Source organism: Streptomyces sp. CWNU-52B (genome assembly GCF_047444975.1).
Classification (GTDB): domain Bacteria; phylum Actinomycetota; class Actinomycetes; order Streptomycetales; family Streptomycetaceae; genus Streptomyces.
Genome location: NZ_JBLFJV010000023.1, coordinates 129,270 through 153,959, shown reverse-complemented (window position 1 = coordinate 153,959; position 24,690 = coordinate 129,270). Strand labels below are relative to the sequence as shown.

The following is a 24,690-nucleotide window of genomic DNA, read 5'->3' as shown; positions in this document are numbered from 1 at the left end:
ACCCAGGAATCACCCTGGAGTCACTCAAGGTGGTCGGTCAAAAGCACAGAGTAGGGGCGCCCGGGAGGGGTCCGCCGCAGCGCGCCGCGTGTCGGAGCGGCCCGGCCGTGAGGACGGGGCGAACCTGGGCAGGCGAAGAGCAGCACTGGGCGAGCCAGGGAAGGGCTCATGGACACCACCACATGGATTCTGATCATCGGCGGCGCGGCCGTACTGGCGGGGGCGCTCGCGGCGGCGGTCGCCCTCACCGTCCGGCTGGTCCGCGCCCGGCGCGACCTCCGCCGCGCCGGGCTGCCGACCGGGCCCCGCTGGGTCTTCTGGGGAGCGGTCGCCTATGTCGTGCTGCCGGCCGATCTGCTGCCCGACCCGATCTACTTCGACGACATCGCCGTGCTGCTCCTGGCGCTGAGGTCGATGCGCGCGTCGTCCGACCCGTTGCGCTGAGGCACGCGCGGGTCTGCTTGGCTGGGTCCGTCAGACGGGGGTTCTCAAGGGCCGGGACGATCATGCAAGCAGACATCCGCCACGTTGCCGACGGCATCCACCTCGTGCACGGCAGCAACACCAACTGGGTGATCCTCACCGAGGGGGACGCCGTCACCCTCGTGGACACCGGCTACCCCGGTGACCGTGAGAAGGTCCTCGCCTCCCTGTCCGCCGTGGGCAGTTCACCCGAAGCGGTCACGGCCGTGCTCGTGACCCACGCGCACAACGACCACCTGGGGTCGGCCGAGTACCTCAGCAGCACCTACGGCACGCCGGTCTACACCCATGAGGCCGAAGTACCGCACGCGCGGCGGGACTTCCTCCACCAGGTGTCCGCCGGGCGGGTCCTCCGGAACGCCTGGCGGCCGGGGGTTGTGCCGTGGGCGGTGCACGCGCTGCGGTCCGGGGGCACCGCCCAGGTCCCGGTGGCCAAGCCGCAGGTGTTCCCCGGCGAGGGGCCGCTCGACCTGCCCGGCCGGCCGGTTCCCGTGCACACGCCGGGCCATACGGCCGGCCACTGCGCGTTCCATCTGCCGGAGGCGGGAGTGGTGATCTCGGGCGACGGTCTGGTCAGCGGCCATCCCACCGCGCGTGCGGCGGGACCGCAGGTGCTGCCCGTGATGTTCCATCGCGACCTGGGGGGCACGCTGGCCTCGCTGGACGTGTTCGCGTCGCTGTCGGGTGACGTCCTGCTGCCCGGACACGGGCCTGTGCACCGTGGCTCCGTACGCGAGGCGGCACTGCGGGCGCGGGACCGGGCGGCCTGAGCCCGGGGCCGCCGATCAGCTCCGCTGGGCGGAGGGCGGGCCGTTGCCGTCGCTGTCGCCGCGTACCGTCGCGAGGTACTCGGCGATGGCGTCGCGGTTGCGGGCGAGGCAGTCGATGCGCCGGGTCATGCGGTCGAGTTCTTGTTCGAGGGTGGCCAGCATCTCCGGGGTCGGGTCCGGGAAGTGGATGGCGCTGGGTTTGTCGAGGCAGGGGAGGATCTGCTTGATGATGCGGGTCGGCAGGCCGGCGTCGAGGAGTCCCCGGATCTGCTGAACGCGGTCCACGAGGCGTTCGTCGTAGGAGCGGTAGCCGTTCGCCCTGCGCTCGGGGGTGATCAGGCCCTGCTCCTCGTAGTAGCGCAGGAGGCGTGGGGGTGTGCCTGTGCGCTCGGCCAGTTGCCCGATCCGCATCCGACCACCTTCCACCTGTGCGTTCTCGCTCCGCGCGTCTGCGGGGCGGCAGTTGACGTTCACGTCGGTGAGAGGGGTCGAGCATACTCGGCGGGGCCCTCACCGGGGGCGAGAGTGCGGTCGTTCGCGAGGCCGCGGGCCGGGGGTGGCTGAGCGCGCCGTTCCTCGCGCCCCTGGCGGGGGCGACCGCGGCGCGTGCCTCTGCGGGAGGCATGTGGCTGAGCGCGCCGTTCCTCGCGCCCCCTACGGGGCCGACCAACCCGCCGTGTACCCCTGCGGGAGGCGTGGGGCTGAGGTGCCCCAGGGGTGTGGGGAACTGCGCGCTCGGTCGCTGGCCGCCTGCGGACGACCCCCTGTCGCCGCCGACGGCAGTCACCCGTCACCAGCGGGTCTGTACCTGCTCCTTGATGCGGTGCTCGTACAGGTCCCCGATCGCCGTCAAGGTCTCCGTCGACAGTGGCGGCAGCTTGCCCGCCGCCGCGTTGGCTCGGGCCTGCTCGGGTGAACGCGCGCCGGGGATCACCGTGGTCACGCCCGGCTGCCCGACGATCCACGCCAGCGCCAGCTGCGCCGGAGTGACGCCCTCCGGAGCGAGCGCGGAGAACTCCGCCGCGGCCTCCACCCCGGTGGTGTAGTCGACGCCGGAGAAGGTCTCCCCCTGGTCGAAGGCCTCCCCGTGGCGGTTGAACGTACGGTGATCGTTCGCCGCGAAGACCGTGTCCTTCGTGTACTTGCCGGTGAGCAGTCCGGACGCGAGGGGCACCCGCGCGATGATGCCGACCCCGGCCTCCCGCGCCGCGGGCAGCACCTGCTGGAGGGGCTTCATCCGGAACGGGTTGAGGATGATCTGGACACTCGCCACGCCCGGCCGGGCGATCGCGGTCAGCGCCTCGTCACAGGTCTCCACGCTCACGCCGTACGCCGCGACCCGCTCCTCCTCGACGAGCGTGTCGAGTGCGTCGAACACCTCGTCCGACGAGTACACCGCGGTCGGCGGGCAGTGCAGCTGCACCAGATCGATGCGGTCGACGCCCAGGTTGCGGCGCGAACGGTCGTTCCAGGCACGGAAGTTGTCCAGTACGTAGTTCTCCGGGACCTGGTCCAGCCGGCGGCCCATCTTCGTCGCGACCAGCACATGCAGGTCGGGCCGGCCCCGCAGGAACGTGGCGATGGTCTCCTCGCTGCGCCCGTCGCCGTACACGTCCGCCGTGTCGAAGAACGTCACCCCCGACTCCGCGGCGGCCTCCAGGACCGCCAGAGCGTCCTTGTCGTCCACGTCGCCCCAGTCGGCACCGAGCTGCCACGTGCCCAGTCCGACCACCGATGCCCGCTGTCCTGACCTGCTGAATTCACGCTCGTCCATGGAGTCAGTCTGGCACCTGCCGCGCGCTCGGGCGGACTCCGCCCCCGGACGCCGGGTCCCAGGAACCCATGCGCACCCCTGAGACGTTGTCCGATCGACGCCCCTCGGGGCGGGCACAGTGTTCCGGCACCCCGACAGGCGGCACGATGAGCGAGCTGGTTCCCGGCGGAAACCTGCCCCTGCCCGGTGGCACCCTGACCCTGCGGGTGCCCGGCCCGTTCGACGTGTCGGCGCTCGTCACCGACGACAGCGGCACCGTCCGCGGTGACGGCGACTTCGTGTTCTACAACCAGCCGGCCGCCCCCGGCGCGCGGCTGAGCGGCGGGACCCTCACGGTGGACCCGACCGCGCTGCGGGCCGGGGCGAGCCGCGTCACCGTCGTCGTCAGCCCCGCCGAGCCCGGGACCCCGCTGGGCCGGCTGCCCGCGCCGACCCTCCTGGTCACCGGCCCCGGCGGCCGTGCCCTCGCGCGGTTCACACCCGCGCGTCCGCAGCGCGAGACCGTGCTGCTGCTCGCCGAGATCTACCGCCGAGGGACCACCTGGAAGCTGCGCGCCCTGGGCCAGGGGTACGCGGACGGGCTGGCGGGCATCGCGCGGGACTTCGGGGTCGACGTGAGCGAGGACCCTGACCGCCCTGACCCGGGGGCCGGCCGCACAGGCCCCGTCGGTTCCGTCGGTTCCGTCGACGGCGGGTTTCTCGTCCTCGTGAATTCCGCCCGCGCCGCCGCCGGTTCTCCGCCCGTCGCCCTCGACTCGCGGCTGACCGCCGCCGCGCGGGCGCACGCCGCGGGCATGGCGGCGCGCGGCCGTCTGGGCTCCGAGGGTCCTGACGGGCTCTCGGTCCACCAGCGCGTCACCGCGGGGGGCTACGCGTATCTCACGATCGGTGAGCACCTCGTCTCCGGGCCGCGCGACCCGGCCGGGTTCGTGGAGTACTGCCTCTCGGACGGGCCGACCCGGCGGACCGTCCAGGACCCGGCGTTCACCGAGGCCGGGGTGGCCTGTGTGCCCGACAGCCGGTCCGGCACGCTCTACTGGACGGCGCTGTGGGCCCGCCCGCTGACCCCCGGCGGGCTGGCGCGGACCGCCGCCGAGGTCGTCGCGCTCACCAACGCCGAGCGGGCCGCGGCCGGGCTGGCGCCGCTCGCCGAGGATCCCCTGCTCACCAGGGCGGCGCAGGCGCACAGCGCGGACATGGTGGCGCGCGCGTTCTACTCCCACACCGCCCCCGACGGCAGCGAGCCCTGGCACCGGGCCGCCGCCGCGGGCAGCACCCGCCGCACCATCGGCGAGAACATCGCCTGCGGACAGCGCTCCGCCGCCGAGGTCGTACAGGGCTGGATGGACAGCCCCGGTCACCGCGCCAACATCCTCAAGCCCGCCTTCACCCACATAGGCGTCGGTTTCGCGGGCGGCGGTTCGGCGGGCACGTACTGGACACAGCTCTTCGGCGCCTGACCCCAACCTCGCCGCGGTACCACATCACCGCAGGTCAGACGCCTGTTAACGATGATGACAACGGTCACCGATGCAGCCTTTGCCGATCTCCGCCAGGTGCGCTTCACTGCGGGTGTCGGACACCGCACCGAGGGGGACCCCATGACCAGCGCGCACCACGGCCACGAGCACGGGGCGGGCGGCCACGCGGGGCACGCGCACGGTGTCACCGCGGACGCGGACCGCCGCTGGCTCGCCATCGCGCTCACCCTGATCACCACGTTCATGGCGGCCGAGGTCGTCATCGGTGTCGTCGCCCGGTCGCTCGCCCTGATCTCCGACGCCGCGCACATGCTCACGGACGCCGTGTCCATCGTGCTGGCGCTCATCGCGATGCGGCTGGCCGAGCGGCCGGCCCGCGGCGGTTTCACCTACGGTCTCAAGCGGGCCGAGATCCTCTCCGCCCAGGTCAACGGCCTGACGCTGCTGCTGCTCGGCGCCTGGCTGGCGTACGAGGCGGTGCGGCGGCTGTTCGATCCGCCCGAGGTGGCGGGCGGGCTGATGTTCTACACGGCGCTCGCGGGCATCGTGGTGAACGTGGCGGCGGCCTGGTGCCTGTCGAGGGCCAACCGCACCTCGCTCAACGTCGAGGGCGCCTACCAGCACATCCTCAACGACCTGTTCGCGTTCATCGGCACCGCGATCGCCGGCCTCGTGGTGCTGCTGACCGGGTTCGCGCGCGCCGACGCCATCGCCACGCTGGTCGTGGTGGCCCTCATGTTCAGGGCCGGCTACGGACTCGTACGGGAGTCGGGGCGGATCTTCCTGGAGGCGGCGCCCGCGCACCTCGACCCGGACGCCATCGGGGACCGGCTGGCCGCGCACTCCTCGGTCGCCGAGGTGCACGACCTGCACGTGTGGACCATCACGTCGGGGCAGCCCGCGCTGTCCGCGCACGTCCTGGTCGAACCGGTCGCGGACTGCCACACGGTCCGCCGTGATCTGGAGAAGATCCTCCAGTGCGACTACGAGGTCGGCCACACCACGCTTCAGGTCGACCACGCCCCCGCGGAGGTCCTGCGGGTCCGCACCGGGGGCGTCGACGACGACGCGCACTGCGAGGCCGCGCACGGTCCGGTGCACCGGGACGAGCCGCACACCCACTGACCGCGGCGCCCGGCCGGGATCCGTGATTCGCCGAGGGCGGAACGCGGCGGCCTCCCCGGATCGGGCCCCGCTTCCTAGGGTGTAGGGGTGAGCAGCCACGCGTCGAACCGAGCCCGTGTCATTCCCCTGCGCCCCGTCCCGGCGGCCGCGGCCCCGACCGCGCCCGAGGAACGGGCGGAGCCGGCAGAACCGCGCAAGCCTGCGTCCAGGGAGCCCCTGTGGCGCGACGTCGTGGGAGAGGTGCTGCGCCGCGAGCGGCTCGCGCAGGAGCGGACGCTCAAGGACGTCGCCGAAGCGGCCCGGATCTCGATGCCGTATCTCTCCGAGCTGGAGCGGGGCCGCAAGGAGGCCTCGTCCGAGGTCCTCGCGGCCGCCGCGCAGGCGCTCGGGCTCGGCCTCGCCGATCTGCTCGCCCTCTCGCATCGCCACCTCATGCGTCAGGTCCGGCCCCGGCCCGTCAGGTCACGCACCGTGCCGCGCGACACCCGGGCACGCTCTCTGTCCGGCGACGTCCGCCTCGCCGCCTGACCCGTACGGCGGCCTCTGGCGGTCCGCGGTCTCAGGCCGCGACCGCCAGGCGGCGGCTCAGCACCTCGTCGGCGAGCCCGTACGCCACCGCCTCCCGCGCGGTGAAGACCTTGTCGCGGTCCATGTCGGCGCGCAGCGTCTCGACGGAGTGGTGGGTGTGCAGGGACAGGACCTCCTCGACCTGGGAGCGGATCCGGACCATCTCCTCGGCCTGGAGGCTCAGGTCGGAGACGGTGCCGCGGGCGCCACCGCTCGCGGGCTGGCCGAGCAGCACCCGCGCGTGCTCCAGGATGAAGCGCCGGCCGGGGTCTCCCCCGGCCAGGAGCACCGCCGCGGTCGAGGCGGCCTGTCCGACGCAGAACGTGGAGATGGGCGCGCCGACGAAGCTCATCGTGTCGTAGATCGCCATGAGCGAGGTGAACGAGCCGCCGGGCGAGTTGAGGTAGACCGCGATCTCCCGCTCGGGCGCCGAGGACTCCAGGTGGAGCAGCTGGGCGATGACGACGTTGGCCACCCCGTCGTCGATCTCGGTGCCGAGGAAGATGATCCGCTCGGCGAGCAGCTTGCTGTAGATGTCGTACGCGCGCTCGCCCTGCGGGGTGCGCTCGACGACGCTCGGGATCGTGTACTGGCTCATGTCAGAGTCCCATCCGTCGCTTCGAGTTGGCCGGGCGTACGTCGTCGAGGGAGGCCACGACCCGGTCGACCATGCCGTACTCCCTGGCCTGTTCGGCCGTGAACCAGCGGTCGCGGTCGCCGTCGCGGGCGATCGTCTCCTCGCTCTGGCCGGTGTGCTCGGCGGTGATGCGTTCGATGGTCTCCTTGGTGAACCGGAGGTTCTCGGCCTGGATGGCGATGTCGGCGGTGGTGCCGCCGATGCCCGCCGACGGCTGGTGCATCATGACGCGGGCGTTCGGGAGCGAGTAGCGCTTGCCGCGGGTGCCGACGGTGAGCAGGAACTGCCCCATGCTCGCGGCGAATCCCATGGCCAGGGTCGACACGTCGTTCGGGATGAGCCGCATCGTGTCGTAGATCGCGAGCCCCGCGTGGACTGAGCCGCCCGGACTGTTGATGTAGAGGCCGATGTCGGTGCGGGGGTCCTCCGCGGAGAGCAGGAGCAGTTGCGCGCAGACCCGGTTCGCGGAGACCTCGTCGACCTGGGTGCCGAGGACGATGATGCGCTGGTTGAGGAGCTGGGCGGCGAGGTGGTCGTCGAACCGTGACGGCGGGGTGTCCCCCTCCTCGGCCCGGGGCGCCAGGGCCGTGGCCCGCCCGTGGCCGGCCCCGGAGCCGAGTCCGTCGTTGATGAGTGTCATCGCTCCTCCTGGTGGTGGCGCGGCCCGGTGTGCCGCGGTGTCTCCACCCTCGGGGCGGCGGCGGCGCCGGGGAAGGAAACTCGGCCCGCAGCAGATTCGCCGACGGCAGAGCGGGCCGCCGAAGGGGTGCTACTCCGTCACCACCAGCGAGAACTCGTACAGGTCGCCCCGGCACAGCGACTCCCCGTACTCCACGATGTGCCCTGTCCCGTCGAACGCCGTGCGCCGGACCAGCAGGGCGGCCGAGCCCTCCTTGATGCCGAGCAGCCGGGCCTGTCGTCCTGTCACGTTCACCGCGCGGATCTGCTGGGTGGCGCGGACGACGCGGACGCCCTGGGTGATCTGCAGGGCCTCCGAGAGCGACCCCCTCAGCAGGGACTCGTCCAGGGCCGGGAAGCGCTCGGCGGAGAGGTGGACCGTCTCCAGGCACATGGGGAAGCCGTCGCCCAGGCGCAGCCGTTCGATGCGGTGGAGCGGGGTGCCGGGGTCGACGCCCAGGGCCGTGGCGTGGTGCAGGTCGGCCTCGACCAGCTCCGCGGAGAGCAGTTCGGCACTGGGCCGGTAGCCCCGCGAGCGCAGGTCCTCGGAGAACGAGGTGAGCCGCGACGTCTTGGTGATCTGGGGGTGCGTGACGAACGTGCCCACGCCCCGCACACTGCGCACGAGGCCGTCCTCACGGAGCGCCTGGAGCGCGCGGCGGGCGGTCGCCCGGCTCACGTCGTAGCGCTCGGCGAGCTGCCGTTCGGTGGGCAGCGCCTCGTCGGGGCGCATCTCGGCGATGTCGGCCTGGAGCCGTCGCCGCAGCGCCTCGTGCTTGTAGGAGTCCGTCGCCGGGCCGTCGTCCGAGCGGCTGTCCTCGACCGTCACATTCACTCCGCGGTTCGCGCCTGTCCGCCATCGCCGTCAGACGCGGTAGCGGGGCATCAGAGTACGCACCACGTCCAGGGTCGTCCCCCCGGTGTCCGGTCCCGGGGCCGACGGCGCGCTCCGGCCGGCCACCCACCGCTCCTCCCTGGCGAGGAGGTCCGCCTCGAACTCCTGGGCTCGGTACGGGGATCCGGTCTCCAGGGCCCGGTCGATGTGCTCGTACCAGCTGCGCCAGCGGGGCAGGTAGAAGGTGCTGACGAGGCCCGCCCAGTGGCGGCCCGAGTAGTCGTGGAGCTTGCTGCGGGTGTGGCCCCAGAGGGTGAGCAGGCGCCGTGCGTCGGTCTCGTACAGGTCGGCCTCGGCCTCGGTGGTGCCCCAGCTCCGGGCGTCGGCCAGCCAGGTGTCCAGGCGGTGTTCGGGACGGGTGGCCAGCAGGGCGTCCAGGTCCTCGATGGTGGCGAGCAGTTCGCCCGCGGCCCGGCGGAAGCCTTCGGCGTCCCGTGCCAGGGCCGCGTCGGCCGCCCGCCACTGCCGCGCGCACGCCAGGTGGGTGAGCACCTGGGCGGTGACGTCGCACAGGTCCCGGCCGAGCGGGCCCGCGCTGTCCCGGTCCGTCGCCTCGCCGGCCAGCAGCGTCCAGGCCTCGGCCAGGGCCGGTGGTACGTCGGGGGACGGGGGGTCGGCCAGGTGGACCGGGAGTTCGTGCCGCAGGTCGCCCTCCAGCGTGGGCCGGCCGATGATCACGGAAGCGGGTGGCCCGGGTCCTTCGGCCGCGTAGACGCTGTCGTGCAGCAGGTCCCAGGCCCGCAGCAGCCCGGGAGTCGCCCTGCCGTACCTGGCCCGGGTCCAGGTCTCCAGCCAGGCCTGTACGTCGTCGACGGAGCCCTGCCAGGCGACGTCCGCCAGCAGCTCGTACAGGACCGGGTCGGCGCCGAACGCCTCCATGCTCGCGCCGATCCCGGCCAGTGAGCCACCGCGTGCGTCGGCGTGCGCGAGGGCGGCGCCGGTGGCGATCCCGTCCAGTTTTCCATAGAGCCCGGGGCGGCCGCCGAGGCTGTGGAGCATGCACCACACCCAGGGTTTCTTGCGGTAGCCGTCGGTGCGCCGCCAGACCGGCCGGTGCTCGGCCCACAGGTCCAGGATCAGCAGTCCGTCGTCCGGGATGGCGTCGAGGAAGGCCCCGGTGCGTTCCGGTGTCCAGTAGCGGGTGCGGTAGAAAAAGGGCCAGGCCTGGAGCACCCAGGTGGCCCGGTCGTCCACCGCGGTCATGACGCCGTGCACCGCCTGCGCGACCCGGGCCAGCTCGGCGGGGTCACCGACCGGGGGTGTCGTCTCGATGAACGGGTCGGCGGCGTAGAGGTGGTCGGTGCCGAACAGGCGGGTCTGCTCGGTCAGGAGGGTGGTGCCGAACTCCGCGAAGAGCGGGTCGCGCGGGTCCAGCATGCCGATCTCGAAGTCCCACCAGGGAAGGGTCGTCGCGCGGGCGCCCCGGTCCGCGATCAGCTCGCGCGGGACGTGCCCGGAGAAGCCCTGGAGGACCGGCCGCATGCCCAGGGCGCGTTCCCGGTCGAGGATGCGCCGGCCGAGGTCGGCGTGTGCGTCGATCCAGCTCTGCGGCAGGGGGCCCGACCAGCCGTCGAGCGAGGCCAGCCAGTTCCACGGCAGGTAGGCGGGTCCGCCGAGGAAGCGCCGGGCGCTCTCGTCGTCGAGGCCGACGCCCAGCAGGGCCCGCTGCCAGGCCGCTTCAAGGCCGGTCATCGCCAGTGGGGTGGTCACGCCGTGCAGGGCCATCCAGTCGATGTGGCGCTCCCAGCGCGCCCAGTCCCAGTACGCCGTGGTGTAGCCGAAGGTGCAGACGTTGAAGTGGTAGCGGTGGAGATGGGGCGAGGTCGTCCGGGCGGCCGTGCCGGTGTGCGGCAGCCGGTCGGGCAGCCGGGGGACGGGGTCGTCCCAGGTGATCTGCGTGCCGCAGACGGTCCGCAGGTACCAGCGCAGCGCCGAGGCGACCGCGACGCCGCTGGACCCGCGCAGCAGCACGCCTCCCGGCCCGGCGTCGACCTCGTACCAGTCACGGCCGGGGCCCTGGAGGATCCCCGGATCCTGGGGGACCACGTCGGCGGTGAACTCGGCGGCCCGGTCCCCCAGCAGGCGCCGCAGCAGCTGCCGGGCGGCCGGGGTTCCCGTGCCTGGTTCCTCGGGAGGTGTCATCGCCGGACCACTCCTGCCTGTGCCACGCCCTGCTGCCCGTACCACTGTGGTACGTACCACGGAACTCTCGAAGCTAGCCGCGCCACTCGGAGCGGTCAAGGAAGTCGACCCGAAAGAAGGCCGATCGGTCGCGAGTCTGGGCAACTCCCCACCCCTCTGGTACGGTCCACAGCCACGCCAGCGGCTCCGTTCGACACCTCGGGTGGCCTCGACACGATGAACGCCGATCTCGCCGATCTCGCCTATTTCGCCGCGCTCCAGGAGCACCTCACCGCGTTGGCCACCGCCGAGCGGCCCGCGATCGAGCGTGCCGCACGGGCGCTCGCGGACAGCGTCGCCGCCGGGGGCGTCGTCCACTACTTCGGCAGTGGCCACTCCCAACTCGTCGCCGTCGAACCGCTGCAGCGTGCCGGAGGTCTCGCGCCGGTCGACGTCATCGCGGACCCGGCGCTCTCCCCCGTGGCCCCGCGTCACGCCGGCGCGGCCGAACGCGTCAGCGGCTACGCGGCGGCGATCCTGCGGACGGCCGACATCAGGGCGGGCGAGGTGGTGGTCGTCGTCTCGAACTCCGGGATCAACCCGGTGCCCGTCGAATTCGCCCTCGGCGCACGGGAGTCGGGTGCGACCGTGGTCGCCGTCACCAGCCGGGCGCACTCCCTGGCCGCCGAGTCGCGGCACACCGGCGGGCTGCGCCTGCTCGACGTGGCGGACATCGTCATCGACACCCACGGCAGCCCCGGTGACACGGTGGTGCCGCTGGGCGAGCTGGCCGTGGGCGCCCTGTCGACCGTGCTGGGGGCGGCCGTCGTCAACGCGCTGACCTGCCGGGCGGCCCAGCTCATCGCCGAACAGCACGGGCAGGAACCGCCGTTGATCATCAGTCAGAACACCGACCGCGACGCGGAGCGCCACAACGGCGAGCTCCTCGACCGGTTCAAGGACCGCTGCCCGAGGGGCTGACGTACCGGCTCCACCGGCTCCACCGCCTCACCGCTGTACCGCGCTCCGAACGACGAGACCACGCTAGGAGGCCGATGATGGACAGCACACGGCGGGTGCGCCGCCGCGTCGCCGCGACGGTCTGCGCCGCCGCTCTCGTGCTCCCGCTCGCCGCGTGCGACGCGCTCACCCCGGGCAGTGCGACGGCGGTTCCCGGGCCCACCAGTGTGCCGTCGTCGACGGCCGTGCCGGACGGGGACGTCACCCTGCGGCTCCAGTTCGCCGACGCCCCCTTGATGGTCGACGCGCTGATCGCCGCGTTCGAGAAGGGCCATCCGCACATCGACGTGGAGCCGCAGTACAAGACGTTCTCGGACTACGTGCAGAACCTCAAGCTGACGATGACCTCCGACACCGCTCCCGACATCGCGCAGTACGCGGTCGGCATGACCGATCTCGCGGCGGACGGCCACATTCTCGACCTGGCGCCCTACCGGGAGGCGTACGGCTGGGACGACGCCATCCCGCCGGTCAGCCTCGACCAGCTCACCGCGGGGCGGACCAGCGAGGCCACCGGCGGGCGGGCCCTGTTCGGGGTGCCGGCCGGGCTGTCCATGACGGGCATCTACTACAACAAGGAACTCGCCGAGAAGGCAGGCATCGACGCTCCGCCCGAGACGCTGGCCGAGTTCGAGAAGCAGCTCGCCGCGGCAAAGGACGCGGACCTGACGCCGCTCGGTGTCGGCGCGCTCGACTCCGGAGGGCTGCATCTGTGGGCCGCCCTGCTCAACCAGTTGATGCCCACGGACGCCTACTGGGACTGGGTGAACGGCAGGAAGGGCGCCACCATCGAGACCGAGGCGGCGACCACCGCCAGTGAACTCATGGTCGAGTGGGGCCGCAAGGGCTACTACAACGCGTCCGCGAACGGCACCGCGCAGGTCGACTCGACCGCCCAGTTCGCCAAGGGCGACAGCGTCTTCCTGATCAACGGCAACTGGGCGGCCGGGCAGCTGGCCACGGTCATGGGGGACGACGTGGGCTTCTTCCCGATGCCCGGTCGGCGCGCGGACTCCCCCACGGTGGCCTCGGGGTTCAGCGTGTCGTACGCCGTGTCGTCCAAGACCGGACACCCCCAGGCGGCAGGCGTGTTCCTGGACTTCCTGACCTCGCCCGAGGCGGGCCAGATCATCAGCGACAACGGCTTCCTGCCGCCCAACCCCGGCGCCGTGAAGAAGCCGCAGGGCGTGCTCGCGGACATCGCGGCGGGCCACCGGAAGGCCGTGGCCGACGACGGGATCACCACGTTCCCCGACTTCGCCGCGCCCGCGATGCTCGACCGGCTCCGCTCCGGCGTGCAGAAACTCATCGCGGACCGCGTCCGGCCCGCGGACTACCTCGACTCTCTTCAGGACGAGTGGGAGGACCATCATGGGGAGTAGGCCGCCGGTCCGCCGCGGGGAGACCCGCAGGCGGTGGCGCGGGTACGTGTACGTCCTGCCCGCCTTCGCCGTCTACTTCGCGTTCGCGGTGCTGCCCGCCCTGCACACGGCGTACCTGTCGCTGTTCGAGTGGGACGGGGTCACGCTCGGCGAATGGGTCGGCCTCGACAACTACGCGGAGATCTTCCAGGACTCGATCCTGCGCCGGTCGGTGTTCAACGCCCTGGTCCTGGTGGTGTTCTTCTCCTTCGTGCCCATCGTGCTCGGTCTCGCGTCGGCGGGCCTGCTGGCGAGGTACCGCAGGCCCGGCATGGGCGCGTACCGCTTCCTGTTCATGCTCCCGCAGGTCGTCCCGCTCGTCGCGGTCGGTGTGACCTGGCGCTGGCTGTACGGGGACGACGGGGTGGTCAACCAGGCGTTCCGCGCGGTCGGTCTCGGCGGGGTGACCCGGGCGTGGCTGGGTGACTTCGACGCGGCGCTGGTCGCCGTGGGGCTCGTCGGGACCTGGGTGCTGAGCGGGCTGTGCATGATGCTCTTCCTCAGCGGCGTACAGAAGGTGGACACCAGCCTGTACGAGGCGGCCCGCATCGACGGCGCGGGCCCGGTCCGTGAGTTCGTCTCCGTGACGCTGCCGCATCTGCGCGGTGAGCTCGCCGTCGCGATGACCGTCACGACGGTGGCCGCGCTGGCCAGCTTCGACATCGTGTACGTGACGACGAACGGCGGTCCCGGCGAGCAGACGACGGTGCCCGGTCTGCTCGTCTACCGGCTGGCGTTCTCCGAGGGGAAGGTGGGGCTCGCCGCGGCTCTGGCCGTCGTCCTGGGCATCCTGATACTCGCCATCGTCTACCTCATCAACCGTCTGTCGAGGGATCGGACATGAACACCGTCGCGCGCTCGGAACGCTGGTCCGGCTACGCGCTGCTGACCGTCATGGCGATCGTCGTCGTGATCCCGTTCCTCAGTGTGTTCCTCGCCTCGCTCCAGCCTGCGGGCACCCCGGTGGTGGGCCTGACCTGGCCTGAGCGGTGGAGCTGGGACAACTACGAGACGGCGTGGTCGGTGGCCGGCTTCTCCCACCTCATCCGGCACAGCCTCGTCATCGCGGTCGGGGTCGTCCCGGCCTGTCTGGTCCTGTCCGCGCTGGCGGGCTACGCCCTGGGCACCATGCGGCTGCCCGGCGGCAACGCGGTGGCGGCGTTCTTCATCGCCGGACTCACGATCCCGGTGGAGCTGATCGTGGTGCCGCTCTACTTCGACCTGCGGGGGCTCGGTCTGACCAACTCGTATCTGGGCGTGATCCTGGTGGAGATCGCGCTGTTCATGCCGTTCAGCGTGTTCTGGATGCGCACGCACTTCCAGTCGACGCCGCCGTCCCTGGTGGAGGCGGCCCGTATCGACGGTGCCTCGTCGGCGACGATCCTGGTACGGATCCTGCTTCCGCTGGCCCGGCCGTCGCTGATGACACTGGGGCTGCTGGTCTTCATGTGGTCGTGGAACCAGTTCCTGCTGGTGCTGGTCCTCATCCAGGACACCACCAAGCACACGGCGCCCGCGGGGCTGGGGTTCTTCGTCGGCCAGAACAGCACGGACATCCCCACCCTGGCGGCGGGGACGATCATCGTGATGCTGCCGATCCTGATCCTGTTCGTGGCCTTCCAGCGCAGCTTCATCGCGGGACTGCTCCAAGGGGCGATGAAGGGCTGACCACGGTCCGAGCCGACGGCTGCGGGGGCGGCGGCTCGGCCCGCGGACGGGCTGGGCGCCCTGGTCAGGCCGCCTTCGGCGCGTCCGCGTGCCAGTCCGGCCGGGGGGCCGCGGCCGCCCACTCCAGGACGAGGCGCTGGTAGTCCCGCCGCTGCTCACCACTCAGCGTGCCGCCGGCCCGGAGCCACAGGGCCCGGATCTCTTCGTTGATCTCGGCGGCTGATCGCTGCGTGGCTCCCGGCGCACGACGGTAAGTGGTGGACATACCGTGAATCATACGGCCCTCTGCGTGAAGACCATGTGAGTAGTGGCTGTGATCCTTACCGCGTTCCGGCGACCGTTTCAAGACCGGCAGGGTCACGGGACCCGATGGCCGGCGGCCGTCGTCACGTTCCGGGCTTGCGTCCGTACACGTAGACGTCGTCGTTCTTCTTCAGGAGCGACCAGTACTTCTTGGCGGCCGTCTTCGTCATGTTGACGCAGCCGTGCGAGCCCGGCGGGTTCCACATGCTCACACCGACGGAGTGGAAGGCCTGGCCGCCGTCGAAGAACTGGCTGTAGGGCATGGGCACGTCGTAGATGGTCGAGACGTGGTCGATGTTCCGCCAGTAGACCTTCTTCAGGCCGGTACGGGTCTCGTAGCCGTCACGCCCCGTGCGCACCGGCACCGGTCCGTACACGAGCGTCCTGCCGTCCTGGACCCAGCTGAGCTGGAGCGTCAGGTTCACACAGGCGATGCGGCCCTTGTCGACCGGGCATCTGCCGTCCTTGTTCGGGTTGTTCCCGACGGCCTTCTGCTTGGTCATCAGGTTCATCACGCCCCAGGTGACGGGGCCCGCGTAGCCGATGTTCGGGGTGATGCCGTGCTTGGTCTGGAAGGCCTTGGTCGCCTTGCAGTCGGCGGCGGACTGCCGGCCGTCTACGGGCCGGGCGAGGAACTTCTCCACCTGCTTCTGATATGGGCCGCTCGTCGTGGTGCAGCTCGCCGCCTGCGCGGGCGTCACGCCCAGCGCGACGGTCAGCGGCGCCACCAGCCCGGTGATCCCCAGCAGGACGGCTGTCCGTCTGCGTGTGTCCCCCATGATCAGGCCTTTCCTCTTCGTTCCGGTCCCTCTGTGCCAGCTAGACCCTCACCGGGGCGTTTCAGTTGTGGAGTCCGCCCGAGCCGGAACGAAACGGTGACATGATCTTGAACCGGCCCCTGGTTCCGTACGGCTGCCCGCCTACGCTGCCGCCATGCACCCCGCACTCGCCGGCGATCTCTCCCGGCTCCCCGAGCTCCTCCAGTCCGCCCGTGACGTCGCCGCCCGCGCGGTCTCGGCGCTCGACGACCGGCCCGTGGTCCATCCCGGCAAGGCACCGCACGCCCTGCCCCTCCCTGCCGAGGGCGCCGGCGCGGAGGGCGCCCTCGGCCGCTTCGCCGAGCGGTGGGCGCCCGGCTTCTCCGCCTCCGCGGGACCTCGCTATCTCGGCTTCGTGACCGGCGGCGCCACTCCGGCGGCGCTCACCGGGGACTGGCTGACCAGCGCCTACGACCAGAACGCCGCCAACGGAGGCGATTCCTCCGCGAGCGCCCTGGAGCGGGAGACCCTGGGCTGGCTGCGGGAGCTGTTCGGCCTGGACGAGGCGCACTCCGGCGCCTTCGTGACGGGCGCGACCATGTCCAACACCGTCGGGCTCGCGCTGGCGCGCGAGTGGCTGGGCGAACGCCTGGGGGTCCGGGTGTCCGAGGCGGGTGCCGCGGCGCTCGGCCCGGTCGACGTGTTCTCGGGCAGCCCGCACTCCAGCATCCCCAAGGCCCTGTCCGTCCTCGGCATCGGCCGCGACCGGTTGCGTACGGTGCCGGCGCTGCCCGGCGGCCGGGAGGCCGTGGACGTGGCGCGGCTGGCCGACGCGCTCGAAGCGCTGGACGGGCGCCCGGCCGTCGTCGTGGCCAACGCCGGGACGGTGAACACGGTCGACTTCGACGATCTGCGGGCGATCGCGGAGCTGAAGGAGCGGTACCACTTCTGGCTGCACGTGGACGCTGCCTTCGGCGGTTTCGCCGCGCTGTCCCCCGAGCACGCGCACCTGACCGACGGCCTCGACGCCGCCGACTCGGTCTGCGTCGATCTGCACAAGTGGCTCAACGTCCCCTACGACGCGGCCGTGCAGTTCACCCGCCACCGCGACCTCCAGGTACGGGTCTTCCACAACGCCTCCCCGTATCTCGGACCGCCCACCGGCGACCCGGACTTCGTGCACCTCACGCCCGAGAACTCACGCCGGCTGCGGGCGCTCCCGGCCTGGTTCTCGCTCGCCGCGTACGGCCGTGCGGGGCACCGGGAGATCGTCGAGCGGAACGTGGCGCTGGCCCGGCGGCTCGGTGAGGGCATCGGACACGTACCGCAGCTGCGGCTGCTCGCGCCGGTCCGGCTGAACGTCGTCTGCTTCACGCTCGCCGCGTCCCCCACCCAGGAGCGGGTGAACGCGCTGAGCCGGGCGGTCACGGAGTCCGGCGAGGCGTTCCTGACCCCGACGTTCCACGAGGGGACGCACGCGCTGCGGGCCGCGTTCAGCAACTGGCGTACGTCCGAGGCCGATACGGACCGGGTGCTCGAAGCGGTGACGCGGGCGGCCGGCGCCTCGGAGTCCTGACAGCCGAGTCCTGACCGGGCCTTCCCCGGCACGGCCCGCTGTGCTTGTCTGGGGGCCGTTTTCGGTGCCCTGGGCGGGAGTTGCCGGATGAGCAAGCCGTGGATGGTCGGAATACGAGCCGGGGTACGGGCCGGGGCAGGGGTACGAGCCGGGATACGGGCGGGAGTGCCGGCGCACGTGCTGGCGGGAGTGCTGACAGGGGTGCTGCTGCTCGGTGCGTGCGGAGACCCCTCCTCGTCCCCCGGGACCGCGTCCACCCCCTCGTCACCCGCCACCGGGTCGACCGGCTCGACCACGCACCAGCGCCCGGCCGCCACGCCCACGACTCCGAACGCAGGGGCCGGGACCGGGGCAGGGGACGGCGGCTCGGGTTCAGCCGCCGGGCGGTCCCGCCCCGGCGTCCTCTACCTCGGCGACTCCCTCGCCATGGAGAACCAGAAGGTCCTCGGCGGACTCCTGCGGGACGGTGCGGGAGCGCGCTACACCAGTGCCCCGTACTCCGGCACCACCCTGTGCGACTACCTGGAGGGCACCGGCGAGGACTCGCTCGTCCCGCCGCAGGACAAGGCGGCCGCCCTGGTGCGCCGACTGCGGCCGGACTTCGTGGTGCTCCAGTTCTGGGGCAACGCGTGGGGCTACACGCCCTGCATGGACGGCATCACGTACGACAAGGAGCGGGCCGGGTACCTCGCGCGCTACAGCGCCGACGCCGGGCGGCTGACCGAGCAGATCGCGGGCGCCGCGAGCGGGGTGCGGATCGTCTGGGTGCTCCAGGGCCCCGACCCGATCACCCCCGACCGGGTCCGGCGCGTCAACGCGGTCTACGAGCGGCAGGCCGGGGCCTCCGGCGATCTGCTCGCGGACGCCGGGAAGGCGGTGAGCCCGGCCTCGGCCCGCTACTCCTGGACCCAGTACCTGCCGTGCACCGCGTACGAACGCGCGCACGAGCCGTACTGCACGCAACCGGGCAGTGGCCGCACCGCCCTGCACCGCGACGACGACTACCTGCACTTCTGCCTGGCGCCCACCACCTCGACGCCCAGGCCCTGCCCCGTCCGCTCCCCCGGCATCCTGCGCGTCACCCGCGCGATCAGCCGCGCCGTGACCTCGGCGGCGGATCGGGTGTAGGTGATCGATACCTGGGCAGAAAGCGCTTGCCCTGTGTTCAACGACTCCCTGGGGAGGGAAGGCCGGCATGGCCTCGTGGGAGAAACCGCTCGACCACCGCTACCGCGGCGAGCACCCGATACGCACCCTCGTCTACCTGTTCCGCACCGACCGGTGGCGGCTCACCGCCGCCGTCGTCGTCTTCACCGTCAAGCACAGCCCGGTCTGGCTGCTGCCCCTGATCACCGCGACCATCATCGACACGGTCGTGCAGCACGGGCCGATCGGAGACCTCTGGCTCAGCGCCGGAGTCATCCTCTTCATCCTGGTGGTCAACATGCCGCTGCACCTGCTCTACGTGCGGCTGCTCTACGGCAGCGTGCGCCGCATGGGCACGGCCCTGCGGTCCGGGCTGTGCACCCGCATGCAGCAGCTCTCCATCGGCTATCACTCACGCGTCAGCGCGGGCGTCCTCCAGGCGAAGGTCGTCCGGGACGTGGAGACGGTCGAGCAGATGGTGCAGCAGACCGCCGAGACCGGCCTCGGCGCGGTCACCGTACTCACGGGCGGACTCGTCATCATCGCCGTGCGCACACCCGAGTTCGTCCCCGTCTTCCTGTGCGTGGTCCCCGTGGCGGCGCTGCTCGTCGCACGGCTGCGGGGGCGGCTGCGCGTCCACAACGAGGACTTCCGCCACGAGGTCGAGCACCTGTCCTCCCGGGTGACGGAGATGACCCGGCTGATCTCCGTCACCCGGGCCCACGGTCTGGAGGTCAACGCCCTGCGGCGGATGGACGGCACCCTGGACAAGGTCCTCACCTCGGGGCTGCGTCTGGACCTCCTCAACGGACGCTTCGCCTCGCTGGCCTGGGTGTTCCTGAACATGATCGGGGTCGTCTTCCTCGCCGCGGCCGCCCTGGTCTCGTACTACAGCGTATGGGCCGTCTCCCCCGGCGACGTCGTCATGCTCAGCGCGTTCCTGACCACGCTGACCAACTCGACGACCACCCTGGCGGGGCTGACCCCCGTCATCACCAAGGGCCTGGAGTCCGTACGGTCCGTCGGCGAGGTCCTTCAGGCCCCCGAGCTGGAGGACAACGAGGGCAAGGCGCGGCTCGACTCACTGCGCGGGGCCGTCGAGTTCGAGGGCGTGGGCTACGCGTACGAGGACAGCGACCGGCCCGCCGTGCGGGACTTCAGCCTCTCCGTCGCCCCGGGCGAGACGATCGCGCTCGTCGGCGCCTCGGGCGCCGGCAAGTCCACGGTGCTCAGTCTCGTCATCGGCTTCATCCGGCCGACCTCGGGCCGGGTGCTGCTCGACGGCTCCGACATGAACACCCTGGACCTGCGCACGTACCGGCGCTTCGTGTCGGTCGTGCCGCAGGAGTCGATCCTCTTCGACGGCACCGTGCGGGAGAACGTCGCGTACGGCATGGACGACGCGGACGCCGACGAGGCAACCGTGCGGGCGGCGCTGCGGGACGCCAACGCGCTGGAGTTCGTGGACCGGATGCCCCGCGGGCTCGACACCGTGGTGGGCGAGCACGGGGCCCGGCTGTCGGGCGGGCAGCGGCAGCGCCTCGCCATCGCGCGGGCCCTCATCCGCAATCCGCGGGTGCTGATCCTCGACGAGGCGACGTCCGCGCTGGACACCCGGTCGGAGGCGCTCGTCCAGCAGGCGCTGGCCCGGCTGGTGAGCGGGCGCACCACTTTCGTGGTGGCACACCGTCTTTCGACGATCAGGGGCGCCGACCGGATCGTGGTGATGGGGGACGGCGCCGTACGGGAGATCGGGTCGCACGAGGAGCTGATGCTGCGCGCGGGCGCCTACACGGCACTGCACGGCGGCCGGCCCGCCTGAACCCGGCCCCGGGGCTGAACCCGGCCCCGGGGCGGCGGCAGGCGGCCGTCTCGCGGTGGCGGGTGTCTCACTTCCCGGCGTACGCCTTCTCCAGGGCGGCGATGTCGAGCTTGTGCATCTTGAGCATGGCCGCCATGGCGCGGTTCGCCTTCTCCTGGTCCGAGTCGCTGATCATCTCGATCAGCCGAGTCGGGACTACCTGCCAGGAGACGCCGAACCTGTCCTTCAGCCAACCGCAGGGACCCTGCTCGCCGCCGCCCTCGATGAGCGCGTTCGAGTAGAAGTCCACCTCGGCCTGGTCCGCGCAGTCGATCTGGAAGGAGACGGCCTCGTTGAACGTGAACTCCGGTCCGCCGTTCAGGCCGATGAACTTCTGGCCGTTGGCCACGAAGTCGACGGTGAGGACGGAACCGGCGGTGCCCGGTCCGGCCTCCGTGTAGCGGCCGATCCTGCCGAGCTCGGAGTTCTTGAAGAGCGAGACGTAGAAGTTCGCGGCCTCCTCGGCCTGTCCGTCGAACCAGAGACATGTGGTGAATCCGTCGGTGCTCATGGGTACCTCCCGGGTCGGGAACGCTGTCCTCGGTGCTGTCATCAGCGCTGTCATCTGTATCGACCGGTCCCAGACGGGAAACTCATCGGTGGCGCGGGCGGCATTTCCGGAATCCGGCGCGGGTGCCACCGCGGAACTAGCATGACCGGCCATGACCTCCCCGCACGGCGACCGTGTCCAGCCCTTCCGTATCGACATCCCCCAGGCCGACCTCGACGATCTGCACGCGCGCCTGGACCGCACGCGGTGGCCGGACGAGCTGCCGGGCGTGGGCTGGGCGTACGGGGTTCCGCGCGCCTACCTCGAAGAGCTGGTGGAGTACTGGCGGCACTCCTACGACTGGCGCGCCGCGGAGGCCAGGCTCAACGAGTGGCCCCAGTTCATGACGGTCATCGACGGGGCGGACCTCCACTTCGCGCACATCCGCTCCCCGGAGCCGGACGCGACCCCGCTGATCGTCACGCACGGCTGGCCCGGCTCGATCGCCGAGTTCCTCGACGTGGTGGGCCCGTTGACCGATCCGCGCGCCCACGGCGGTGACCCGGCCGACGCCTTCCACCTGGTGGTCCCGAGCATTCCCGGGTTCGGTCTGTCGGGGCCCACCCGGGACACCGGCTGGGAGTACCGCCGCATCGCCGCCGCGTTCGCCGTCCTGATGGACCGGCTCGGCCACCGGCGGTACGGCGTGCAGGGCGGCGACTGGGGCGCGGCGATCTCCCGCGAGCTGGGCCGTGTCCACCCCGACCGGGTGATCGGCGTCCATCTGAACCTGCTGCCCGGCGCGCACGCCACGACCGAGCCGACTCCCGGGGAGCTGGCCGCGCTGAGCCCCCGGGAACGCGACCGCACCCTCGCCTCGTGGCGGCGCCACCAGGAGTGGACCCGTGAGCGCCAGGGGTACGCCGACATCCAGTCGACCCGGCCGGGAACCCTCGCCTACGGGCTCACCGACTCACCCGTCGGGCAACTCGCCTGGATCGCCGAGAAGTTCAAGGAGTGGACGGACTCGGACGAGCGTCCCGAGGACGCGGTCGACCGGGACCAGCTGCTCACCGACGTGATGCTGTACTGGCTCACGGGCACGGCCGGTTCGTCCGCGCGGGTCTACTACGAGCGCGCGCACGCGGCCGACGGGGGCGCGCCCGCGGAGCCGTCGACCACACCGACCGCACTCGCCGTCTTCCCCCGGGACAACTTCATCCCGCTGCGGCACAACGCGGACCGCACGGACAACGTGGTGCGGTGGACCGAGTTCGACCGGGGCGGGCATTTCGCGGCGATGGAGGAACCGGAGCTGCTCGTCGGGGACGTACGGGCGTTCTTCCGTCAGCTGCGGGGCGGCGGCTGCCCGGCCGGCCGCGTCGCGGGTCAGGTCCTCGACGGCTCCGGCGGCTGACGGATCCAGCCCGGCAGCAGGGCGTACAGCCGGACGGCGATCTCCTCCGGGGCGCAGTCGGTGTTCCCGCCGACCGCGGCGGAGAAGACTCCGTGGACGCCGGAGGCCGTGTAGACGTCCTCGACCGAGTTCGCGCCCGGCTCCTCCCCTTCGTCGACGCCGAGGTCCCGCCGCAGCAGGCGGAGCTGTTCCAGGAGGAGGTCGCCGATCCCCATCAGCCCGCTGGACGACCGCCAGGTCGAGGCCAGCAGGAAGAGGCTCCTGCGCCGGCGGAGGGTGTCGAGCATGGCGTTCAGTGTCGCCACCGCCACGGCGGCCGGGTCCGCGCCCAGCTGCCGGTCGCTGATGTTCAGGTCGTGCAGGGTCCGGAAGTCGTCGGCGATCACGTACACCGCGGCTTCCTCGACCGAGTCGAAGTGGTTGTAGAAGGTGGCGCGGTGGACGCCCGCCGCTTCGGCCAGAGCGGAGACCGAGGGAGCCGTCTGTGTCCGCTGCATGAGGTCGGCCAGCGTGTCCGCGATCGCCCGTCGCGAGCGGACGAAGCGCGGGTCCGCTTCAGCGGCCGGAGACTGATCACTCGCCATGGACGCACCCTACTCCGAGGCCGGGGGGTCGTTGCGCCGAGGCGGACGGCCGCCTTCCGAGCACTATTCGACACCTGTCAATCAGTGGTCTACGGTGGAGGACACAACACACCACCACCTGCCACCTGAGGAAGCACCATGCCGGACAGCAGCACTCCCCTCGCCTCTCCCGCCTCCCTCACCGCCACCGCCGACAAGCTCGCCGTGGTGGAGACCCTCTACCGGTACGCCGCCGGCCTCGACCTGCGCGACAAGGACCTCCTCGCCTCCGCCTTCGCCGAGGACGCGGTCGCCGACTTCGGGCCCGCCACGGCGAAGGCCGGCCACGCGTACCCGCCGGTGGAGGGCCGGGACACCATCGCCGCCGCACTGTCCGGCTCGCTCAGCCACCTGGACACGACCCACTCCCTGAGCAACCCGCGGGTGACCCTCGACGGCGACACGGCACACCTCGAAGGCATCATGGCCTGCCAGCACCTGCCCCGGGAGGACCACTCCCGCCACGTCCTCATGACCAACCGGTACGACGTCGAACTCGTCCGGCAGGGCGAGGTATGGGTCATCCGGCGCGTCACCGTCGACAACGCCTGGACCGACGGCGACCCCACCGTCCTCTCCGGCATCTAGCACCGGGAGCAATACCCGCTTTCGCGGGTCCGGCCCCGCCGGCCGTACTACCGTACGGATCCATGATCGAGCCAGAATTCCTGCGTACCACCCGGACGGCCTACGACGCGATGGCCGCCCGTTACGCCGAGCTCTTCGCCAACGCCCTGGAGGACTTTCCGCTGGACCGGGCGATGATCGCCGCGTTCGCCGACTTCGTGCGGACGGCTGGCGGCGGCACCGTGGCCGACCTCGGCTGCGGTCCGGGCCATGTGACGTCCTTTCTGCACTCGCTCGGCCTGGACGCGTCGGGTGTCGACCTGTCGGCGGAGATGATCGCCATCGCCCGTTCGGCACACCCGGACCTGCGGTTCGAGGTGGGGTCGATGACCGCGCTGGAACTCGGTGACGGCACGCTCGACGGAGTGCTGGCCCGCTACTCGATCATCCACACTCCCCCGGAGCTGCTGCCCCAGGTGTGCGCGGAGTTCCACCGCGTACTGACACCCGGTGGCCATCTGCTGCTCTCGTTCCAGGCGCACGACGACCCCGCGGAGCTCGTCGAGTCCTTCGACCACAAGGTGGCCCTCGCCTACCGCTGGTCCCCCGACCGGGTGGCCGGCCTGCTGACGGGGACGGGCTTCACCGAGAAGGCCCGCCTGGTACGAGCCCCCCGGGAGGACGAACGCCAGTTCCCGCACGCCCACTTGCTCCTGAGCAAGGACTGACTCCCGCCTCGGGGTCGGGTCGGGCAGGTCGCGTCGATCAGGCCGCCGGGACGGACACGAAGGGCAGGGTGCGCTGCATCCGCAGCGCGTCGACCGACTCCGCGAGCAGTTCGTACTCGGTGGTCTCGTCGCTCGTGACGATGCGCACCAGATGCCCGGCGGCCAACTCCTCGGCGGCCAAATCCTGTTGCTCGATGTCGCCGCACCACAGGCGCAGCATGCCGGGCACATCGGGGGACGTGCCCGCGACGGGCGCCATCGAGTTCGGCGGGAAGTACGGGGCGTCGGGGTCCGGGTCCAGGCGCTCGGCGATCCAGGACGCCCGTTCCCGCAACCACCACATGGCGAGGGCCAGAGTGGGCGCTCGATAGGTGCCGAGGGGGACGCCGACCCACATTCCGCCGCAGACTCCGTACGCGGTGACGTGGCACAGGAATTCGTCGTGCACGATCACTCCCCCATCACATCCGCTCGCCGCCTGTCGGCCTCTCTTTCCCGCGGCTCGTTCTGCCGTGCACCATGGCGCTGTTCTGAGGTGGTCGTTCGATGAAGCGCTGCTCGTAGGGCGAATTGCCCTAGCC

General features: G+C 71.7%; 26 protein-coding genes. 15 read left to right on the top strand and 11 right to left on the bottom strand.

Going from position 1 to position 24,690, the window contains the following annotated elements:
- The first annotated feature begins 168 nt into the window (after positions 1-168).
- Positions 169-444 (top strand): YkvA family protein, encoded by a 276-nt coding sequence (locus ACLVWQ_RS23060; protein WP_414111022.1) that lies wholly within the window; start codon positions 169-171, stop codon positions 442-444.
- A gap of 62 nt (positions 445-506) precedes the next feature.
- A complete protein-coding gene (locus ACLVWQ_RS23055; RefSeq protein ID WP_414111021.1) occupies positions 507-1,253 on the top strand; it encodes an MBL fold metallo-hydrolase in 747 nt (248 codons plus the stop codon).
- Between the two features lie 15 nt (positions 1,254-1,268).
- On the opposite strand, the gene ACLVWQ_RS23050 is transcribed toward ACLVWQ_RS23055, so the two are convergent.
- Both ACLVWQ_RS23050 and ACLVWQ_RS23045 read right to left on the bottom strand, forming a co-directional pair.
- Positions 1,269-1,664 carry a MerR family transcriptional regulator gene (locus tag ACLVWQ_RS23050; protein WP_414111020.1) on the bottom strand — a complete coding sequence of 132 codons (396 nt, stop codon included), beginning with the start codon at positions 1,662-1,664 and terminating at the stop codon, positions 1,269-1,271.
- A 379-nt stretch (positions 1,665-2,043) separates the two neighbouring features.
- Positions 2,044-3,027: an aldo/keto reductase gene (locus ACLVWQ_RS23045; RefSeq protein ID WP_414111019.1), complete on the bottom strand. Its 984-nt coding sequence runs from the start codon at positions 3,025-3,027 to the stop codon at positions 2,044-2,046.
- A 146-nt stretch (positions 3,028-3,173) separates the two neighbouring features.
- On the opposite strand from ACLVWQ_RS23045, the gene ACLVWQ_RS23040 reads away from it, so the two are divergent.
- The 3 genes from ACLVWQ_RS23040 (at position 3,174) to ACLVWQ_RS23030 (ending at position 6,161) form a co-directional block, all read left to right on the top strand.
- Positions 3,174-4,487, top strand: a complete 1,314-nt coding sequence (locus ACLVWQ_RS23040; protein ID WP_414111018.1) for a CAP domain-containing protein — start codon at positions 3,174-3,176, stop codon at positions 4,485-4,487.
- A gap of 141 nt (positions 4,488-4,628) precedes the next feature.
- The gene (locus tag ACLVWQ_RS23035) at positions 4,629-5,633 is read left to right on the top strand and encodes a cation diffusion facilitator family transporter (RefSeq protein ID WP_414111017.1); all 1,005 of its coding nucleotides are present in this window, start codon (positions 4,629-4,631) and stop codon (positions 5,631-5,633) included.
- A gap of 87 nt (positions 5,634-5,720) precedes the next feature.
- On the top strand, positions 5,721-6,161 hold the full coding sequence (locus tag ACLVWQ_RS23030; RefSeq protein WP_414111016.1) for a helix-turn-helix domain-containing protein: 441 nt from the start codon (positions 5,721-5,723) through the stop codon (positions 6,159-6,161).
- 31 nt (positions 6,162-6,192) lie between these two features.
- Here ACLVWQ_RS23030 and ACLVWQ_RS23025 read toward each other — a convergent pair whose 3' ends face one another.
- The 4 genes from ACLVWQ_RS23025 to ACLVWQ_RS23010 all read right to left on the bottom strand — a co-directional run bounded on the left by ACLVWQ_RS23025 (position 6,193) and on the right by ACLVWQ_RS23010 (position 10,552).
- On the bottom strand, positions 6,193-6,798 hold the full coding sequence (locus tag ACLVWQ_RS23025) for a ClpP family protease (RefSeq protein WP_414111015.1): 606 nt from the start codon (positions 6,796-6,798) through the stop codon (positions 6,193-6,195).
- A gap of 1 nt (position 6,799) precedes the next feature.
- Positions 6,800-7,477, bottom strand: coding sequence for an ATP-dependent Clp protease proteolytic subunit (locus tag ACLVWQ_RS23020; RefSeq protein ID WP_414111014.1), 678 nt, complete (start codon positions 7,475-7,477; stop codon positions 6,800-6,802).
- Between the two features lie 129 nt (positions 7,478-7,606).
- On the bottom strand, positions 7,607-8,344 hold the full coding sequence (locus tag ACLVWQ_RS23015) for a GntR family transcriptional regulator (protein WP_414111013.1): 738 nt from the start codon (positions 8,342-8,344) through the stop codon (positions 7,607-7,609).
- A gap of 36 nt (positions 8,345-8,380) precedes the next feature.
- Positions 8,381-10,552 carry an alpha-N-acetylglucosaminidase gene (locus tag ACLVWQ_RS23010; protein WP_414111012.1) on the bottom strand — a complete coding sequence of 724 codons (2,172 nt, stop codon included), beginning with the start codon at positions 10,550-10,552 and terminating at the stop codon, positions 8,381-8,383.
- A gap of 216 nt (positions 10,553-10,768) precedes the next feature.
- Between ACLVWQ_RS23010 and ACLVWQ_RS23005 the strand changes: the two genes are divergently transcribed.
- From ACLVWQ_RS23005 to ACLVWQ_RS22990, 4 genes are all read left to right on the top strand, one after another.
- The gene (locus tag ACLVWQ_RS23005) at positions 10,769-11,512 is read left to right on the top strand and encodes a sugar isomerase domain-containing protein (protein ID WP_414111011.1); all 744 of its coding nucleotides are present in this window, start codon (positions 10,769-10,771) and stop codon (positions 11,510-11,512) included.
- A 74-nt stretch (positions 11,513-11,586) separates the two neighbouring features.
- Positions 11,587-12,933: an ABC transporter substrate-binding protein gene (locus ACLVWQ_RS23000; protein WP_414111010.1), complete on the top strand. Its 1,347-nt coding sequence runs from the start codon at positions 11,587-11,589 to the stop codon at positions 12,931-12,933.
- Complete coding sequence (locus ACLVWQ_RS22995) at positions 12,923-13,816, top strand: carbohydrate ABC transporter permease (protein WP_414111009.1); 894 nt, start codon at positions 12,923-12,925, stop codon at positions 13,814-13,816. The genes ACLVWQ_RS23000 and ACLVWQ_RS22995 overlap by 11 nt, the downstream gene beginning before the upstream one ends.
- A complete protein-coding gene (locus tag ACLVWQ_RS22990; protein WP_414111008.1) occupies positions 13,813-14,640 on the top strand; it encodes a carbohydrate ABC transporter permease in 828 nt (275 codons plus the stop codon). The genes ACLVWQ_RS22995 and ACLVWQ_RS22990 overlap by 4 nt, the downstream gene beginning before the upstream one ends.
- 64 nt (positions 14,641-14,704) lie before the next feature.
- Here the strand turns inward: ACLVWQ_RS22990 and ACLVWQ_RS22985 are convergent, their stop codons facing one another.
- Both ACLVWQ_RS22985 and ACLVWQ_RS22980 read right to left on the bottom strand, forming a co-directional pair.
- Positions 14,705-14,917: a hypothetical protein gene (locus ACLVWQ_RS22985; protein ID WP_414111007.1), complete on the bottom strand. Its 213-nt coding sequence runs from the start codon at positions 14,915-14,917 to the stop codon at positions 14,705-14,707.
- 109 nt (positions 14,918-15,026) lie between these two features.
- Positions 15,027-15,722 carry a L,D-transpeptidase family protein gene (locus ACLVWQ_RS22980; protein ID WP_414111006.1) on the bottom strand — a complete coding sequence of 232 codons (696 nt, stop codon included), beginning with the start codon at positions 15,720-15,722 and terminating at the stop codon, positions 15,027-15,029.
- Between the two features lie 154 nt (positions 15,723-15,876).
- Between ACLVWQ_RS22980 and ACLVWQ_RS22975 the strand changes: the two genes are divergently transcribed.
- From ACLVWQ_RS22975 to ACLVWQ_RS22965, 3 genes are all read left to right on the top strand, one after another.
- Positions 15,877-17,277, top strand: coding sequence for a pyridoxal phosphate-dependent decarboxylase family protein (locus ACLVWQ_RS22975; RefSeq protein ID WP_414111005.1), 1,401 nt, complete (start codon positions 15,877-15,879; stop codon positions 17,275-17,277).
- Positions 17,278-17,364: 87 nt separating this feature from the next.
- A complete protein-coding gene (locus ACLVWQ_RS22970) occupies positions 17,365-18,405 on the top strand; it encodes an SGNH/GDSL hydrolase family protein (protein ID WP_414111004.1) in 1,041 nt (346 codons plus the stop codon).
- 67 nt (positions 18,406-18,472) lie between these two features.
- Positions 18,473-20,245 carry an ABC transporter ATP-binding protein gene (locus ACLVWQ_RS22965; RefSeq protein ID WP_414111003.1) on the top strand — a complete coding sequence of 591 codons (1,773 nt, stop codon included), beginning with the start codon at positions 18,473-18,475 and terminating at the stop codon, positions 20,243-20,245.
- A gap of 67 nt (positions 20,246-20,312) precedes the next feature.
- Here the strand turns inward: ACLVWQ_RS22965 and ACLVWQ_RS22960 are convergent, their stop codons facing one another.
- Positions 20,313-20,795, bottom strand: coding sequence for a VOC family protein (locus tag ACLVWQ_RS22960; RefSeq protein WP_414111002.1), 483 nt, complete (start codon positions 20,793-20,795; stop codon positions 20,313-20,315).
- Between the two features lie 151 nt (positions 20,796-20,946).
- Here ACLVWQ_RS22960 and ACLVWQ_RS22955 point away from each other — a divergent pair, with 151 nt between their 5' ends.
- On the top strand, positions 20,947-22,191 hold the full coding sequence (locus tag ACLVWQ_RS22955; RefSeq protein WP_414111001.1) for an epoxide hydrolase family protein: 1,245 nt from the start codon (positions 20,947-20,949) through the stop codon (positions 22,189-22,191).
- Here the strand turns inward: ACLVWQ_RS22955 and ACLVWQ_RS22950 are convergent.
- Positions 22,164-22,775: a TetR/AcrR family transcriptional regulator gene (locus tag ACLVWQ_RS22950; protein ID WP_414111000.1), complete on the bottom strand. Its 612-nt coding sequence runs from the start codon at positions 22,773-22,775 to the stop codon at positions 22,164-22,166. The two genes, ACLVWQ_RS22955 and ACLVWQ_RS22950, sit on opposite strands and share 28 nt — an antisense overlap.
- Positions 22,776-22,913: 138 nt before the next feature.
- Between ACLVWQ_RS22950 and ACLVWQ_RS22945 the strand changes: the two genes are divergently transcribed.
- A complete protein-coding gene (locus tag ACLVWQ_RS22945) occupies positions 22,914-23,402 on the top strand; it encodes a nuclear transport factor 2 family protein (protein WP_414110999.1) in 489 nt (162 codons plus the stop codon).
- Between the two features lie 62 nt (positions 23,403-23,464).
- Positions 23,465-24,109, top strand: a complete 645-nt coding sequence (locus ACLVWQ_RS22940) for a class I SAM-dependent DNA methyltransferase (protein ID WP_414110998.1) — start codon at positions 23,465-23,467, stop codon at positions 24,107-24,109.
- 37 nt (positions 24,110-24,146) lie between these two features.
- On the opposite strand, the gene ACLVWQ_RS22935 is transcribed toward ACLVWQ_RS22940, so the two are convergent.
- Positions 24,147-24,557, bottom strand: a complete 411-nt coding sequence (locus ACLVWQ_RS22935; protein ID WP_414110997.1) for a hypothetical protein — start codon at positions 24,555-24,557, stop codon at positions 24,147-24,149.
- Between the last annotated feature and the right edge of the window lie 133 nt (positions 24,558-24,690).